The sequence below is a fragment of the Nocardia amikacinitolerans genome, from assembly GCF_900215415.1.
Lineage (GTDB): Bacteria > Actinomycetota > Actinomycetes > Mycobacteriales > Mycobacteriaceae > Nocardia > Nocardia amikacinitolerans.
The window spans coordinates 1,141,657-1,155,302 of record NZ_OBEG01000002.1; the positions used below are offsets into that span (position 1 = coordinate 1,141,657).

The 13,646-nt window shown below is 69.7% G+C and carries 15 protein-coding genes and 1 pseudogene; 9 read left to right on the forward strand and 7 right to left on the reverse strand.

The window, feature by feature from the left end:
• Window positions 1–15: 15 nt before the first annotated feature.
• Genes CRP45_RS13370 through CRP45_RS13380 form a run of 3 tightly spaced genes read left to right on the forward strand, consistent with a single transcriptional unit; the run spans window position 16 to window position 2,280 of the window.
• Window positions 16–663, forward strand: coding sequence for a hypothetical protein (locus CRP45_RS13370; protein WP_245910096.1), 648 nt, complete (start codon window positions 16–18; stop codon window positions 661–663).
• On the forward strand, window positions 660–1,388 hold the full coding sequence (locus tag CRP45_RS13375) for an ESX secretion-associated protein EspG (protein WP_097245261.1): 729 nt from the start codon (window positions 660–662) through the stop codon (window positions 1,386–1,388). Before CRP45_RS13370 ends, CRP45_RS13375 begins: the two co-directional genes overlap by 4 nt.
• Window positions 1,389–1,434: 46 nt before the next feature.
• Window positions 1,435–2,280 (forward strand): polyphosphate kinase 2 family protein, encoded by an 846-nt coding sequence (locus CRP45_RS13380; protein WP_097245496.1) that lies wholly within the window; start codon window positions 1,435–1,437, stop codon window positions 2,278–2,280.
• 9 nt (window positions 2,281–2,289) lie between these two features.
• On the opposite strand, the pseudogene CRP45_RS33325 reads toward CRP45_RS13380, so the two are convergent.
• The 3 genes and pseudogenes from CRP45_RS33325 to CRP45_RS35285 all read right to left on the reverse strand — a co-directional run.
• Window positions 2,290–2,525: pseudogene (locus CRP45_RS33325) on the reverse strand (4-coumarate--CoA ligase family protein); the annotation flags it as partial.
• 316 nt (window positions 2,526–2,841) lie between these two features.
• A complete protein-coding gene (gene lexA, locus CRP45_RS13385) occupies window positions 2,842–3,489 on the reverse strand; it encodes a transcriptional repressor LexA (RefSeq protein WP_097245262.1) in 648 nt (215 codons plus the stop codon).
• On the reverse strand, window positions 3,486–3,740 hold the full coding sequence (locus tag CRP45_RS35285) for a ribbon-helix-helix domain-containing protein (RefSeq protein WP_097245263.1): 255 nt from the start codon (window positions 3,738–3,740) through the stop codon (window positions 3,486–3,488). Before CRP45_RS35285 ends, lexA begins: the two co-directional genes overlap by 4 nt.
• A 47-nt stretch (window positions 3,741–3,787) precedes the next feature.
• On the opposite strand from CRP45_RS35285, the gene CRP45_RS13395 reads away from it, so the two are divergent.
• Together CRP45_RS13395 and CRP45_RS34620 are read left to right on the forward strand one after the other, a co-directional pair.
• Entirely contained in the window at window positions 3,788–4,567 is a 780-nt protein-coding gene (locus CRP45_RS13395; RefSeq protein WP_097245264.1) for a class I SAM-dependent methyltransferase, read from the forward strand.
• A 197-nt stretch (window positions 4,568–4,764) separates the two neighbouring features.
• Entirely contained in the window at window positions 4,765–5,244 is a 480-nt protein-coding gene (locus CRP45_RS34620; protein ID WP_245910097.1) for an excalibur calcium-binding domain-containing protein, read from the forward strand.
• Window positions 5,245–5,249: 5 nt separating this feature from the next.
• Here the strand turns inward: CRP45_RS34620 and CRP45_RS13410 are convergent, their stop codons facing one another.
• The 3 genes from CRP45_RS13410 to CRP45_RS13420 are packed head-to-tail and all read right to left on the reverse strand — an operon-like array spanning window position 5,250 to window position 8,685.
• Window positions 5,250–6,068 (reverse strand): alpha/beta fold hydrolase, encoded by an 819-nt coding sequence (locus CRP45_RS13410; protein WP_097245265.1) that lies wholly within the window; start codon window positions 6,066–6,068, stop codon window positions 5,250–5,252.
• A 35-nt stretch (window positions 6,069–6,103) separates the two neighbouring features.
• Complete coding sequence (locus CRP45_RS13415) at window positions 6,104–7,237, reverse strand: FAD-dependent oxidoreductase (protein ID WP_097245266.1); 1,134 nt, start codon at window positions 7,235–7,237, stop codon at window positions 6,104–6,106.
• 29 nt (window positions 7,238–7,266) lie between these two features.
• On the reverse strand, window positions 7,267–8,685 hold the full coding sequence (locus CRP45_RS13420) for a carboxylesterase family protein (protein WP_245910098.1): 1,419 nt from the start codon (window positions 8,683–8,685) through the stop codon (window positions 7,267–7,269).
• On the opposite strand from CRP45_RS13420, the gene CRP45_RS13425 reads away from it, so the two are divergent.
• From CRP45_RS13425 to CRP45_RS13435, 3 genes are all read left to right on the forward strand, one after another.
• Entirely contained in the window at window positions 8,675–9,253 is a 579-nt protein-coding gene (locus tag CRP45_RS13425) for a TetR-like C-terminal domain-containing protein (RefSeq protein WP_372508066.1), read from the forward strand. The two genes, CRP45_RS13420 and CRP45_RS13425, sit on opposite strands and share 11 nt — an antisense overlap.
• Window positions 9,254–9,461: 208 nt before the next feature.
• The gene (locus CRP45_RS13430) at window positions 9,462–10,211 is read left to right on the forward strand and encodes a thioredoxin domain-containing protein (RefSeq protein ID WP_097245269.1); all 750 of its coding nucleotides are present in this window, start codon (window positions 9,462–9,464) and stop codon (window positions 10,209–10,211) included.
• Complete coding sequence (locus tag CRP45_RS13435; RefSeq protein ID WP_097245270.1) at window positions 10,208–10,774, forward strand: vitamin K epoxide reductase family protein; 567 nt, start codon at window positions 10,208–10,210, stop codon at window positions 10,772–10,774. Before CRP45_RS13430 ends, CRP45_RS13435 begins: the two co-directional genes overlap by 4 nt.
• 6 nt (window positions 10,775–10,780) lie before the next feature.
• Here CRP45_RS13435 and CRP45_RS13440 read toward each other — a convergent pair whose 3' ends face one another.
• The gene (locus tag CRP45_RS13440) at window positions 10,781–11,884 is read right to left on the reverse strand and encodes a S1C family serine protease (protein WP_097245271.1); all 1,104 of its coding nucleotides are present in this window, start codon (window positions 11,882–11,884) and stop codon (window positions 10,781–10,783) included.
• 204 nt (window positions 11,885–12,088) lie between these two features.
• Here CRP45_RS13440 and CRP45_RS13445 point away from each other — a divergent pair, with 204 nt between their 5' ends.
• Window positions 12,089–13,144: an NAD(P)-dependent alcohol dehydrogenase gene (locus tag CRP45_RS13445; RefSeq protein WP_067790959.1), complete on the forward strand. Its 1,056-nt coding sequence runs from the start codon at window positions 12,089–12,091 to the stop codon at window positions 13,142–13,144.
• Window positions 13,145–13,646: the final 502 nt, after the last annotated feature.

Below are 13,646 nucleotides of genomic sequence, written 5' to 3' on the forward strand. Positions count from 1 at the left end.
GCGGAGGTGGTGACCGTGGTGGACGCCGCGGCACGAGCCGCCGCCGACGAGATCAGGGTGCAACAGCGCGCGCTCGCCGACTCCGCCGGAACATCCAGCGGCGGAACCGATCCCGCCTACGCGCCGGAGCGGGAGCGATTCGGCGCGTACACGCACGTCGAGATCTGGGACCGGGTGCACGAGGCGCTCGATCCCGGCGCGCTCGGCGAGACGGCCGCGGCGTGGCAGGCGGGCGCCGACGCGATCGCCGACGCCTTCCAGCACTTCGCCGACGCCGCCAATCGCGAATTCGCCCGCTGGTCAGGTCGATCCGCCGAGGCGGCGCAGCGGGCGACGCGGGAGTTCATCCGGGTCGGCGCCGAGGCGCACGACGTGTGCCGCGCGGTGCAGCGGCTCATGGAGCTCAATCGCGATGCGGCGCAGACCATTCGCGCCGCGATCCCGGAGCCGCGACGTTACGTTCCGCTGGACGACCCGGCGGCGGAGGCCGTGTACGGCGGGCGCCGCAGGATGGATCACGACTTGGCCGCCGCGGCGGCGCAGGCCGACGTCCAGGACACCATGACCTACGTCTACACACCGACCATGCCCGCCTCGGGCGACAGCGTGCCCCGATTCACGCCGCCGCGCGCACCCTCCGACGGCGAGGGCGGCGCACGGTGAGATGGGTACTCACCCCGGACGAATTCACGCATGTCTGGGAAAGCGAAACGAACCTGGACAGGCGACCGTATCCGATCAACATGGTGCCGTCGTCCACCGTGCGCACCGAAACCGAATACGCCGCACTGCGTTTGCCGCAGCGCTTCGCCAGGCAGGCCGACCCGGATCTGGCCGCGGCGCTGATGCTGTGCGCGCGCACCGACGCCACCACCATCACCATCTCGGGTGAGCGGAGCACGCCGGGGCGCAACGGCAGCTCCCCCGAGGGCGACCGCGTCCTTGCGTTCGCCGCGGTGGTGCACAATCACGCGGGCGTGCTCGTCGCGATGCCGGACAAGGTGATCGTGCAGATGTGCCACGCGCGCAATCTCGGCCAGCATCTGGTGCAGGTGATCGGCTCGGCGCAGCCCGGACGGCTCGGTGCGATGCGCGAGCCGCAGGACGCGGTGCTCACCACGGAGCCGGCCGAGACGCCCGCGACCAACGGCCAGCGCGGCGCCGCCCGTTTCCGGCAGACGTTGCGCAAGCCGGTGGACTGCCGCGGGTTCATCACCGTGACCGTGGACCCGGACAATCCGATGTCGCCCCCGACGCGCCACCGCACCTGGCTCGATTTCACCGGCGACGGCCGCTACCTGCTGACCACCTCGCACGACCTGATTCTCACGCCGGTCTCCGACGACGACTTCGCCGTGCAGTTGCTGCGGCTCGCGCAGATCCGCTGACGCCGAACCGCCTTCCGGGCGCGCGCGGACGTGGTAAGTGTGGTCGATGGCGCTGTACTGGTCCCTCCCGGTCACCGAGGCCCTGAAAGCGGACGGTTTGCGGCTCGCGGAGCTGAAGACATCATCGACGCCGGGATTCACCGGGGACAAAAAACTCGCTCAGGAGTTGCTGATCGAGCGCGGCAACGTCCTGTCCGTGCTCCAGGAGAAGCTCTACGCCAACGGACGCTCCGGCGACAAGCGCAGCGTGTTGCTGGTGTTGCAGGGCATGGACACCGCGGGCAAGGGCGGCATCGTCCGGCACGTCATCGGATCGGTGGACCCGCAGGGCGTCGACCACGCCGCATTCGGCGTCCCCACCGAGGAGGAGCGGCGCCACCACTACCTCTGGCGCATCCGCAAGCAACTGCCGCGCGGCGGGCAGCTCGGCGTGTTCGACCGCTCGCACTACGAGGACGTCCTCGTGGTGCGGGTGCACGAACTGGTGCCGCACGCGGAGTGGGAGCCGCGCTACGACGAGATCAACCAGTTCGAGCGCGAGCTGACGCACGAGGGCATCACACTGATCAAGGTCGCCATGTTCGTCTCGCTGGACGAGCAGAAGAAGCGGCTGCGCCAGCGGCTGGAGCGGCCGGACAAGTACTGGAAGTTCAACCCCTCCGACATCGACGAGCGCGCCTACTGGCCCGCCTATCAGGCGGCGTACCAGGACATGCTGGACCGCACGTCGACCGCGGACGCGCCTTGGTACGTGCTGCCCGCCGACCACAAGTGGTACGCCAGGCTCGCGGTCACCGAATTGCTCATCGACGCGCTGGAGAAGTTGAAACTGGACTGGCCACCGGCGAATTTCGATGTCGCCGAACAACTTCGCCGCTTGGACAAGTCCTGAAGCTCAGCGTGCCACCGCCTCGGCCGGTTTCGAGCCCAACGACGCCGCGACCGACATGACGGCCCGCACGCTGGTGAGGTCGTATTCGTCGACCGAGGGGTGCTTGGCCGGCGCGACCGCGATCGGCGGCGCGATGTACAGATAGCTACAGCGCCGCCGGGCGACCACCCAAAGGAATTGGGACAGTCCGAATTTCGGCATGGTGACCAGCGCAGGGCGGCGTTCAGCAGCACCGTCAGACCGTACTGGAGTGGGTGGATCTCGGGTGCCGTGGAAGCGGGTGCGCGGGCCGCCGCGGAAATCAGTGCCGCTCTCGCTGCTGCGAAATAGGTGGCAGCGGAGATAACAGAGCAACCGGGGTGATCGGCCCGCCCGTACCCGCTTCACCTCGGTGCCAGCGCGGCCCCCGTCGGTCCCCTCCCGGCGGGGGTCGCCTCCGTGCGCGGCGCGGGTCGGCAGGACAGCATCAGCCCATCGGCGAAGTTGTTCCAGCGTCATCGAGCGACACGCTTGCGCGGGAGTGGCCACTACGGGTTGAGCCCCGCGCGGGCGCCCCGCGTGTCAGATTCGGCGCATCACGGAGACGACCTTGCCGAGGATCACGGCATCGTCGCCATCGATGACGTCGTAGGCCGGGTTGCGCGGTTCGAGGTAGACGTGGCCGTTGCGGCGGCGGTACACCTTCACGGTCGCCTCCTCGCCGAGCATGGCGGCCACGATGTCACCGGAGTGCGCCTCGTTCTGCTGACGCACCACCACCGTGTCGCCGTCGCAGATGGCAGCGTCGATCATCGAATCGCCGCGCACCCGAAGCGCGAAAACCGTTCCGCGACCGACCAACTCGCGCGGCAGTGTCAACGTGTCGTCGGCGTGCTGCTCGGCGAGAATCGGCGTGCCCGCGGCGATGTCGCCGACCACCGGCACGGTGACCGCGGCGTCGGAGGTCTCCGCCCGCGCCGTCCCCTGAAGGAACAACCGCACGTCGATCGGTCGCGCCATCCCGGAGCCGCGCCGCAGAAACCCCCGCTCCTCGAGGCTCTTCATGTGCTTGGAGACCGTGGACGCCGACAGCCCGACCGCGTCCCCGATCTGCCTGCCGTTCGGCGGATACCCGTACTCGACAACCCAGTCCCGAATCACCGCCAGGATCCGCTGCTGCCGCGGCGGCAGCGTCGAAGTATCGAGATGCTCGAAGTCGTATCCGGTCACCCGGGGAATGCTAGAGGCGGCCTCGGACAATTCGCCGCACGACTCGGTGCGAAGGCGGCGGCAGCGAAACTCGGGTCGCCGGAATCGAACGACGGCCACGGCCGGGTGCGGCGGACCTCGAGTGTGCGAAGCAGTACGAGGTCGATCCCTTCTCGGATCAGCTCGGCTTTCGACCGGCCAGACTCCTCCGCGGCCTTCTCGAGTCGGGCCACCTGATCGGCTTCGAGGTACACGCTCGTCTCGGTCTTCATTCGACGCAGGGTATGGCCCGGTCGACCCAGGCATCTACGGTTGAACTATGTCCGGATACGCGGCGCGGGACTTCTACGACCACTTGGCCGACGAGTATCACCTGCTCTACCAGGACTGGCCCGCGGCGGTCGCGGGGCAGGGGCGGGCGCTGGATCGGGTGTTGCGGGGGCGGTTGGGGGCCGGGCCGTCGACGGTGCTGGACGCGGCGTGCGGGATCGGCACGCAGGCGATCGGGTTGGCGGCGTGCGGGCACAGCGTGGTGGGGATGGATTTGAGTCCGGTGGCGGCGGCGCGGGCGGCCGAGGAGGCGCGGACGAGGGGGTTGCGGCTGCCTACTCTGGCGGGCGATATGCGGGCGCTGCCCTTCGCTGGCGGGTGGGCCGACTCGGTGGTGTGCGCCGACAACGCGCTGCCGCATCTGCTCACCGCCGTCGAGGTGGGCACCGCGCTCGGCGAGATGTGGCGGGTGCTGCGGCCCGGCGGCCTACTGGTGCTGACGACCCGCGACTACGACGCGCTGCGCGCCGCCAAACCCGCTGGCATGCCACCGAAGTCGGTCCATTCCGCGACCGGACGCACCGTCACCTTCCAGCTCTGGAGCTGGCACGAGGACGGCGAGCGCTACGACTTCGAGATGTTCCGGCTCACCGAGGGCGGCGACGGCTGGGCAGTCCGGGTCGGCGGCGCGCGCTACTGGGCGCTGACCAGGGCGCAGCTCACGGAGTTCGTCACGGAGGCGGGCTTCGTCGAACCGGCCTGGCACACGCCGGAGGAAACCGGCTTCTTCCAGCCGGTGCTCACCGCGCACCGGTCGGGTCCGGCCTGAGGTCCGCCCCACCGATAGCCGTTGCGGTCGCCAGACATAGCCCAACCGTAACTGCGGCTGGACATAGTTCCCCGAATCCCGCGTGTCCAAACATTCTGCCTGTCAAAATGTTCCGCACGCGACGACTCCTGTCGGGGGGAGCCGCCTTCGGGCCAGAACCGGGTCGCGTCTTCATCGACTCGATATCGCAGGGGAACATGGGAAATCCACGACATATCGCCGTCGTCGCGTTAGGTTTCGCGGTGCTCGCCGCCGCTGGGTGCGGCGGCGACACCGACACTCCGCGCCCGACGACGACGGCACGAACCACCGTCACCACGCCGCCGACCACGACAGGCGCGACCACGACGCCACCCACGACCACGACCGGCACGACGCCACCCCCGACCACCACAGGCGCGACCACGGCGCCGCCACCAGCGTCGTTCGTGCCGCCGCCGGTACTGCCGACCTCGCAACTACCACCGCCACTCGCCGTCCCGACGCCGCAGGCCGCGCCACCGCCACCACCACCGCAGATCGCACCCCCTCCGCCCCCGCCAAGCCCGCAGCAGAGCGGCGCCTACTACCGCAATTGCGCGGCGGCCAGGGCAGCGGGCGCGGCACCGCTCCATCAGGGCGAGCCCGGATATCGCAGCGAGTTGGACAGGGATGGCGACGGGATCGCTTGCGAATAGGACGTTCAGGCCGCGGCGCGGTCCGTGCCGATGAGGTCGAAGAGTTCCGCCGCCACGCGCTCCGGGAGTTCGATTCCCGGGAAGTGGGTGTGCCCGTCGAGGCGGGTGTAGCTGAACCACGGGTGGTTGCGGCGGAATTCCTCGTGCACGGCGTCGTAGTCGAGGGACTTCGGGTGCGAGAAGACGTGGCGCACCGGGCGCGGCTCGGTGAGCTTGTCGAGGCGGCCCATCGGTGAGCCCCAAGTGGCGTAGGCGTTTTCGATGACACGCCCGGACCGTGCCCACATGTCGAAACCGTGGCCGCCCGCCTCGTAGCGCACGTGGTCCAGCACCGATTGGTCGACGCTGCCCGCCAGCCAGCTGTCCAGCAGGGCCCGCTGGGCGGCCCGCCAGCTCTCCTTGCGCTGGAGCGCCTGGAGCCCGGCGGCGAACTCCGGCGGCGGCGGGGTCATGATCAGGTCGAGCAGCAGGAGCGCGGGAACACGTTCGGCGCCAAGCGTTTCGGCGATGTCCATGGCCGCCCACCCGCCGTGCGCGTGCGAGAGCGGGATGAAGGATTCCACCTCGAGCGCGTCGAGCAGGCCGATGGTGTCGGAAACCTGTTCGGCCACGCCGAAATCGCCGACGAGCGTGCGATCGATCCCGTGTCCGCGCCAGCACACGCGCACCACCCGGTGGTGCGGGCGCAGGTAGGGCAGCAGCCGGTCGAAGGCGCGATGGTCGTGGCCCCAGCCGGGCAGCAGCACGATCGCGGGCCGATCCGGCGCGTAGCCCTGGTCGTCGAAACCGATCTCGACGCCGTTGATCCGATAGGTGTTGAGCATTCTCTTCTCCTGTTTCTCTTGTTCGACGAGCGTTCTCAGGAAGCGGTCGGGCGCAGCTTGGTCGCGGCAAGCTGGCTGTCGGCGAATCCGGAAGTGCGCCCGACCAGGCTCAGCAACGGGTCGCGTACCGCGTCGGGGACGGCGTTGAGCAGTCGCATCCGGTACGAAGTCCGCTGTGTACGTTCGACGTCCGGCCGCTGCTCGCGCTCCCAGGCCGCCAGCGCTTCGCCGAGCGCGAGCCCCGGCCTGCCCACCGTCGCGGCCAGCGAGACCGCGTTGGTCATCGCGGTGCCGCCGCCCTGCCCGAGGTAGGGCGGCTGGGCGTGCGCGGCGTCGCCGAGGAAGGCGACCCGGCCGCACGACCACGAGCGGAGGCGGATGTATTCGAAGGTGTCCCAGCGGATCGGAATGCCATCGGCCCGCCGTAGCAGGTTCTCCAGGCTGGGAAGGCTGCGCACCCAGGACTCGAGATCGATGCTCGAGCCGCGGGTCGACGGGTCATCGACATCGGAAACCACTGCGAGATAGACGTGTTCGGGCGTGCATGGCGTATAGAGCAACCGGCGCCTGCCCTGGAAGTACTCGAGGTGCTTGACCAGGTCCTCGGCGGGAAAATAGTCCGGCGAGGCGGGCACCATCAGCCGCGCCGCGCCTTGGCGCATCCGCACCCGCCGGGTCGCCATACCCAGACTGTCGCGCAGCCGGGAGTGCACGCCATCGGCCGCGATGACGAGATCCGCTGTCGCCGTGCGCCCGTCGTCGAAAGCGACGGTCCCGTCCGGGTCAGCCGACACCGCGCGGGAATCGGTCACCAGTTCCACGCCCGCCCGCTCGGCCGCGTGCACCAAGGCCTCGATCAGCCGATCCCGCAACAGTGTGTAGCAGCGTGGCTGACCCGGCCCGTTGATCCCGATCCGGTAGAGCGTGCGTCCGGTCCGCGAACGTGCCTCGACGGCCGGACCGATGTGCGCGCCGAGCGTCGCTTCGCGATACGCCCCGATCGCTTCCAGCGCCGACAATCCGTTGTCCCACACGTAGATTCCGGCACCGACGGCACGGATCTCGGTTTGCCGCTCGTGTAGCCGTACCGTCCACCCGCCCAAGGCGAGTGCGGTGGCCGCGGTGAGCCCGCCGATGCCACCGCCGATCACTTCCGCATGTCGTCCCACCGACCCGCTCCTTCCTAGTGCGCGCCCGTTCACGGGAGCTCCAGAACGGCACGCGATCCGTGCCGATGACGCGGCCGGTCCCCGAGACTTCCGGTCCGCACGAATTCGCCCCAGTAGCCGCGTGTTCGGACGCCGAGTTCATCGAGACGAGCCGAGTCGAGCGGACGCACCATCGGCGCCGCGCGCCAGTCGTCGGCCGCGCCGAACAGCAGCGGCAATTCGATGCAGTGACACGCCCCGAACGGGCCGTCCGGATGCAGCGCACCGAACCGGTAGCAGAAGGCCGTTCCACCGGACTCGGTCAGCAGATCGGCGAACCGAAACACACCGTCCTCGAAGACTTTCCGGCCGACTACCCGCTCCGCGACGGCCGTGAGGCGTCGCCCGATGACCGGTGCGCGCCGCACCCTGCCGAACACCGGGTGCGGCCCGTCGTAGAACGCACGCATCTCCGCGGCCGTACAGCCGACGAGCACCGGCGTCCGCGCGGCGCGCTCACTGACCAGCCGGCGCCAGTCCCCGGGCAAGACCTCGGTCTCGCACACGGGAAGAAGGGGCGGCGCGGAGTTCAGGCCGCCCGGCCCTGCCAAGCGCGCCGCCGTACGCGCCTGTGCCGCAAGCATTTCCGATACGGGTGCCGTCCGCGGGTCGCCACCGAGTTCGCCGAGGAACACCGCACCGACCCGTTCGGCGTCGGCGGGCCGATGGAAGCCGACGCCGAACGGCGCGCTCTGCACGATCGCCCGCGCGAACAACCCCTCGGCCCGCCCGCTCCCCAACATCGCCACCACCGAGTGCGCGCCGGCCGACTGACCCGCGACCGTCACCCGCGCCGGATCACCGCCGAAGGCGCGGATATTGTCGCGAACCCACTCGAGCGCCGTCAGCTGATCGAGCAGACCCAGGTTGCCCGGCGAAACACCCTGGGCGCGAAGGTAACCCAGCATGCCGAGCCGATAGGACACGGAGACCACCACGATTCCGGTATCCCGCACCAGCCGGTCCGCGTCGTAGAGATTCCATTCGCCGCCGCCGGTCAGGTACGCCCCGCCGTGCAGCCACACCAGCACGGCGTGACCACCGGGCACAGCCTGAGCAGGCGCGGTGACGGTGAGCCGCAGGCAATCCTCGGACTGTTCGAACGGCGCGGGCGCACCCATCACCGCCGTCAGCCGCGAGGGCAGCTGCGGCGCGCTCGGACCGCGGCTCGTCGCGTCTCGCGTCCCGTCGTGCGCGGATACCCGCTGGGGCGGCCCGAAGCGCTCGGCCCGCGCGTAGCGGATGCCCCGGAACGCCACCACTCCGTCGGTGCTTTCGCCGCGCAGGCCCCCGGCGACCACGTTGTCCATGCCATTCTCGCCTTCTAACGCAAGTCGACTTGCGTTGTGCGGTCCACGGTAGGACCCGCGCGGAAATAACGCAAGACGACTTGCGATAATCGACCCCATGGCGAACCCCCAAATCCGCGGCGCGCGATTGCGGCAGGCAGTGCTCGACGCGACGCTGGCGCGCATCGAGTCCGTCGGCATCGACCAGGTCCGGGTGGCCGACGTGGCCGACGCCGCGGGTGTGCACGAGACCTCGATCTATCGCCGATGGAAAACGCTGCCCAAGTTGCTGCTCGACGCCCTGCTCGCGCGCTTGGACGCGGAGGTACCGATCGCCGACACCGGCTCGACCCGCGCCGATCTGGAGGCCTTCCTGGCCGACCTGATCCGGTTCGCCGAGACGCCATCGGGAGCCGCGCTGATTCGCGGTACCGCCATCGCCGACAGCGATCCCGAGGTGGCCGAGGCTCGCCGGGAATTCTGGATGGCTCGGCTCTCCGCGTCGGAGGAGATCGTGCGCCGCGGGATAGCGCGCGGCGAGCTCGCGCCGACCACCGACCCGCGGCTGATCATGCTCACGCTCGGCGGCCTGGTGCACTTGCAGGTCACCCACCTCGGCGGCGCGATTCCGGCGGCGTGGGCCCGCGATGCCGTCGATCTGGTGCTGAGCGGCGCGGCGGCGCGCTGAGCGCCCGCTTCGAATCGCGGCACACGTCCTCGTGAACTCCCGAGCTCGCCCGCGCGAATTACCGAGTGGGCCAGTGGGAAATTTCGGAATCTCTCAGGTTCACCCACGATGATGTGGCCGTGCCCGACCGCTCGGCGAACAGTTCCGGAACTACCATCGTGGCGGCAGGCGAAACCGGCAGGCGAGCGAAAGGCGTGGTGAACGCACGGTGAGCAACAACCCGGGACGGAAGAATCCGCTGCTGCAAGCGGAGCGCGCCGACCGCAACCGCAAGATCCTCATCCAGGTGGCGGTGGCCGCCGTGCTGATCGGCCTGGTCGCCGCGATCGGCATCGGAATCGCGATCAAGAAGGCGGAGCGGGACGACCCGGGCCCAACCCCGAGCATCGCCGCCGCGCAGGCGCCCGGCGCCGTCTCCGGATCCATCACCGACAACGGCTCCATCCGCGTCGGCAAGCCGGAGGCCAAGGTCACCGTCCGGGTGGTCGCCGACCTGCAATGCCCGGCGTGCAAGAACTTCGAAGCCGCTTACGGCCAGGTGCTGGAGGACGCGGTCGCCAACGGCACCGCCGCGGTCGAATACAACATCATCTCGTTCCTGGACAAGGCCTCCACCACGGAGTACTCGACCCGCGCGGCCAACGCTTCCTACTGCGTCGCCCAGCAGGACCCGACCAAGTACCAGGCGTGGCTGAAGGCGATGTTCGCCCAGCAGCCGCCCGAGGGTGGCAGCGGCCTGACCGACCAGCAGCTCATCGAGATCGCGAAGTCGGTCGGCTACACCGACGCCGTCGCGAGCTGCATCACCGACCGCACCTACGACAAGTACGTCGCGTCGACCACCAACCAGGCCTTCGACAGCGGCATCCAGTCCACGCCGACGGTGTTCGTCGACGGCAAGCAGGTCAACCCGAGCGCGCTCGAGCAGGCCATCGCCACGGCGGCCGCAGGACAGTGATCGCCGCGCCACCCCGGTCCGCCTGGCTGCTGCTGATCTGCGGCCTGGCGGGCTGGTTCGCCTCGATGGCGCTGACCATCGAGCGGTTCAAGCTCTTCACCGATCCGGACTACCGGCCGACGTGCAGCATCAACCCGATCCTGTCCTGCGGCTCGGTCATGGTGACCGATCAGGCCTCGGTGTTCGGCTTCCCGAACCCGCTGACGGGCATCGTCGGCTTCTCCGTGGTCGTCACCCTCGGCGTCTTGGCGGTCGCCGGGCTCGGGTTCCCGAAGTGGGTCTGGGGCGGCCTGTGGCTCGGCACGATCGCGGGCATCGCCTTCGTCTGCTGGCTCATCTTCCAGAGCCTGTACCGGATCAACGCGCTGTGCCCGTACTGCATGGTGGTCTGGGCGATCGTCACGCCGCTGTTCGCGGTGGCCACCGATCAGCTGTGGGGTCGGTCGAGCGGCCCGCTCGGTGTGCTCGCGGAATGGCGCTGGACGATCGTCGCGCTCTTCTACGCGGTGGTGCTGCTGCTGATCTTCCTGCGTTTCCAGGACTACTGGCTGAGCCTGTTCTGAGCCGGGTCAGTTCGGCGCGCCCTTGCCGAGCACCACGGTCACCGTCCGCTCGACGCCGCCGGGGCCGAGCACGCCGAGCCGCACCGTGTCGGCGGGTTTGCGGACGTTGATCGCCGCGCGCAGGGCGCGGGCACTGGTGATCGCCCGGCCGTCGATCGAGGTGATCACCTCGCCGTCGGCGAGTCCAGCGGAGTGGGCGGGGCTGCCGTAGATCGCGACATCGATGCGCGCGCCGCTGGGTCGCGCGTCGGAGATCAGCACGCCGAGCGTCGCGGTCGGACCGATGTGCACCGTGTCGGTCGGCGTGCCGGAGCGGATCTGGCGCACCACCCGCATGGCGGTGTCGATCGGCACCGCGTACCCGTTGGGCTCGCGGTCGACCTCCGGGTCGTGCTCGCCCGACGCCGCGGTGATCACGCCGATGATCGCGCCGCGCCAATCGGCCAGCGCTCCCCCGGACTGCCCGGAACTGACCGCGGCGGCGATCTCCAGCATTCCCGACAGCGCCTTGCGGGACAGGTCGGCGGAGTTCAGCGCGACGATCGTGCTGTCCAGATCGGTGACGTTCCCGGTGATCGAGGTCGGCGTGCCGCCCGCGCCGCCCGCGTTGCCGATGGCGAGCACCTCGTCGTGCAGCCGCACGTCGGCGGAGTTGCCGAGCCGGGCGACGGTGAGTCCGGCGGCGCCGGGCAGCTCGAGCAGGGCGATGTCGACGCCGGAGTCGTAGCCGAGCACGGTCGCCGACCAGACCTGCCCGGAGCCGACCGAGGTCACGGTGACCGTGTCGGCGCCCTTCACCACGTGATGGCTGGTCAGCACCTGTCCCTCGGCGGTGAGCACGATGCCCGACCCGGCCGCGCCCTGACCGAACGTCTCGGTGGCGGTGCTGATGTGCACCATGGCCGGTTGCACCGCGGCCGCGACCGTCGCTCGGTCCAGCGGCGGGGTCGGCGCGGGCGGCATCGGCGCGATGGCGGTGCCGGGGCCGGTGAACAGCGGCCAGCCCGGCAGTTCACCGCGATAACCGAGGAAGCCCGCCAGGCCGAGCACGGCGACGACGATCAGCGCGAGCGCTCGCCCGCCGCCGCTGCCGCGCCGTCCGTCGTCCATGGGCACTCCCGCCTCGCTACGCCTGACGAATTCCATTGTGGCCGGAGATCTTCACCGTAGATCAGGAATTCCGGACCGTGCGCCCAGCGCGGGCCGGAAAACCAGGACAGGATGGACATCCCCGGCGCCGGCCTCGGCAAACCCCTGTGTTCGACAAACCCCTCGGCTCGACAAACCGGAGCATGCGGCGGTAGGCATGTATTCATGAGCACCGCTGCTGCCGCCTACGCCCTGCCCGCTCCGGACGGAGCCTTCGAGAAGGTCACCATCGAGCGCAGGGAACTCGGTCCGCACGACGTGCTGATCGACGTCAAGTACGCGGGCATCTGCCACTCGGACATCCACACCGCGCGCGACGAATGGGGCGGCACCCGCTACCCCTGCGTGCCCGGCCACGAGATCGCGGGCCTCGTCGCCGCCGTCGGCTCGGCGGTGACCAGGCACAAGGTCGGCGACCGGGTCGGTGTCGGCTGCATGGTCGACTCCTGCGGCAAGTGCGCGCCGTGCCTTGCCGACGAGGAGCAGTACTGCCAGGCCGGCGCCACCATGACCTACAACTCCACCGTCGATCCCGCGGTGCAGCCCGGCGGCTACACCATGGGCGGCTACTCCACCCAGGTCGTCGTGACCGAGAACTTCGTGGTGTCCATCCCGGAAGGCATCGGCCTCGACGTGGCCGCGCCGCTGTTGTGCGCGGGCGTCACCCTGTTCTCGCCGCTGCGGCACTGGCAGGCCGGGCCAGGCAAACGGGTCGCGATCATCGGCATGGGCGGGCTCGGGCACGTCGGCGTGAAGATCGCCGCGGCGATGGGCGCGGAGGTCACCGTGCTCAGCCACTCGCTGAGCAAGCAAGAAGACGGCAAGCGGTTCGGCGCGAACCACTACTACGCCACCGGCGACCGGCAGACCTTCCGCGAACTGCGCGGCCGCTTCGACCTGATCCTCAACACCGTCTCGGCCGACCTGCCGCTGGACGACTACATGAAGCTGCTGAACCTGGACGGCACGCTGGTCATCCTCGGCCTCCCCGAGAACCCGATGACCGTCAAGCCGTTCACCCTCGCCGGCTACCGCAGGTCGCTGGCGGGCTCGATGATCGGCGGCATCGCGCAAACGCAGGAGATGCTGGACTTCTGCGCCCAGCACGGCATCGGCGCGGAGATCGAGTTGATCTCCGCCGACGAGATCGACAGCGCGTACGACCGGGTTGTCGCTAGCGATGTGCGGTATCGGTTCGTCATCGATACGGCGACGATGTAGGGGTTTCGGCTGCGGTCAGGCCCTCCGTCGGCAGCGCCCATCGTGCGCACTTTCGCCTGTTCCGAGCGTGTGGCGCGCCTGCGTTGAGCGCGGGGCGAAATCGACGGTAGTCAAATGGTGGTTGCGGCCTTGACAGGCCAACAGCTCTCTCGGGGTCGACTCCGCCACCGGCCTTTCGCCGGACTCCCCCGGCAGCGCCAACTGCGCACACCGCGCGTGTACCCATGCGCGAGTTGTCCACAGGCTCCCTCAGAGAGCGCAGATCGTCGTCCTCGCAGCGATCCATGATCGACCGGCCCGCATCGGCCCGACAGCGTTCACGTGCGCGCTGGCATGTTGCGGGGCGCGGGTTCCTCTCGCGTAAGTACCGTGGATTTGTGTCCGCGGATGACGAAGACTCGACCACCCCGAAGTCCGATGCGGGAGATTCCGCCGCGCGCGGGTCCGGTGTGTCACGTGCCGGGGCGTCCGGCTCGAAGGAGCCGCGCCCCGAGGCGTCCGG